The 1,805-nt window shown below is 66.3% G+C and carries 2 protein-coding genes; both read right to left on the reverse strand.

Annotation, left to right across the window (positions count from 1 at the left end; translation table 11 throughout):
- Positions 1 to 88 precede the first annotated feature (88 nt).
- Entirely contained in the window at positions 89 to 1,456 is a 1,368-nt protein-coding gene (ltrA, locus tag AC1DNF_RS35530; protein WP_478153611.1) for a group II intron reverse transcriptase/maturase, read from the reverse strand.
- 104 nt (positions 1,457 to 1,560) lie between these two features.
- Positions 1,561 to 1,805: hypothetical protein (locus AC1DNF_RS35535; RefSeq protein ID WP_478153609.1), on the reverse strand; the 245-nt coding region annotated here is incomplete at its 5' end.

The following is a 1,805-nucleotide window of genomic DNA, read 5'->3' on the forward strand; positions in this document are numbered from 1 at the left end:
ATCGGGATAGGGGGCAGTCTTCCTAGACTGCGCCCCTCCCACACCACCCGGCATGCGGGTCCGCACCGGGCGGTTCGAGAGTTTTAGGTCATGAGAGTCTGGGTAGTCCCATACGGTCAAACCAGGCGATGTTCAGCACGCTGTTGAGCTGCTTGGCGCTATTGCGCCACCAGCGGCGGCTGTTGGCCSCCACCCGTTGCGCCGTCGCAGGACTGGCGCCCAGGGCGCACAGTTCCCGGAACATCGTTGGGCCTCGCTTCCACTGCTTGAGTTGAATCGCACGCAGTCGGTGGCGCAGCCACTCGTCCAGCTCGCGCCAGACCTTGGGCGTTTGCGCCAGCCCGAAGTACGCCTTCCAGCCCAGCAGGTAGGGCCGCAGCCCCTGTACCACCTGCGCCATGCTGCGCCCGCCCGAGCGGCGCGTGAGTTGCCTCACACGCTGCCTGAACGTCGCCAGCGGCTTGGCCGACACCCCGCGCTTGACTTCGCCGCTCGGGGCCAACCACAGGTCATAACCCAGGAATTTGCGCCCGAACGCACTGGCGACCGCACTCTTGGTCTCGTTGACCTTCAAGCGCAGCTTGTCATACAGCCGCCGCAGCAGCGCCATCACCCGCTCGCCCGCCCGACGACTGCGCACGTACACGTTGCAGTCATCAGCGTAGCGCGCGAAGCAGTGGCCCCGGCGTTCCAGTTCCTTGTCCACTTCGTCGAGCAGCACGTTGGCCAGCAGCGGCGACAGCGGCCCACCTTGCGGTGTGCCCTGCTGCCGTTCCTGTACCACCCCACCGTCCATGATCCCGCTGTCCAGGTACGCCCGCACCAACCGGATGACTCCGGCGTCGGCAATGCGCCTTTGCAGGCGATCGATCAGGATGTCGTGATTGACCCGGTCGAAGAATTTCTCCAGGTCCACGTCCACCACGACCCTGCGCCCGGTCTGCACGAACGCCTGCGCGGCCAATACCGCATCCTGCGCACGCCGCCCGGGCCTGAAGCCGTGGCTGTGCTCGCTGAAGGTGGGGTCCAGAATCGGTTGCAGCACCTGCAGCAGCGCCTGCTGGATCAGCCGATCTACCACCGTCGGGATGCCCAGCTCGCGCTGGCCTCCGTCAGGCTTGGGAATCTCCACCCGCCGTACCGGACTGGGCCGGTACTCGCCCCGCAGCAGTTGCCCCCGGATGCCAGGCCAGGCCGTCACCAGATGCTCCACGGTCTGGTCGATGTCCAGTCCGTCCACACCGGCGGCGCCCTTGTTGGCCCGCACCCGCTTGAGCGCGCGCTGCAGGTTGTCTCTCGTCAGCGCCGCTTGCAGCAGCGCTGAMCCCGTGTCTGTCGCTCCATTTCGCGGGCCCTCGGCTTCGTCGCTGGCAGGTTGGCTCACGGCTTCACCGCGCGCGACTCCCGCCCGCCCCGCTCGCGCGGGCATCTGACGCATRACCTCGGACATCGACATCTCGCTCAACACTTGCTCTCGTTTGGTCCTTCGCCGTTTGACTTCTGGCCTCCTCAGCCCCGCAACTCCGGCTACTACGACCTCTGCTGACTTCTCGCTCCGGCTCAACGCCGTCGCCCTTTCAGGCGCAAGGCGAGATCTCCCCAGGTAAGAACGCACTCCTTCACTGCACAACCGCCGGATCTACGCCGCCTCGCCTTGATCACGAAGGCTTCGCGGTTCATGGCCCGCTCGCCCTGCTCGGCACCGCCTTCTATCCGGTTCTTGTCCATCGGCTCGCAGCTTCGCTCCGCGCTTCCTCCCCACACTCGGTCGCCCTGATGCAGTTGCGCTTCGCTTCGTTCGCTGT

It is taken from the genome of Variovorax sp. 01T432, assembly GCF_056398605.1.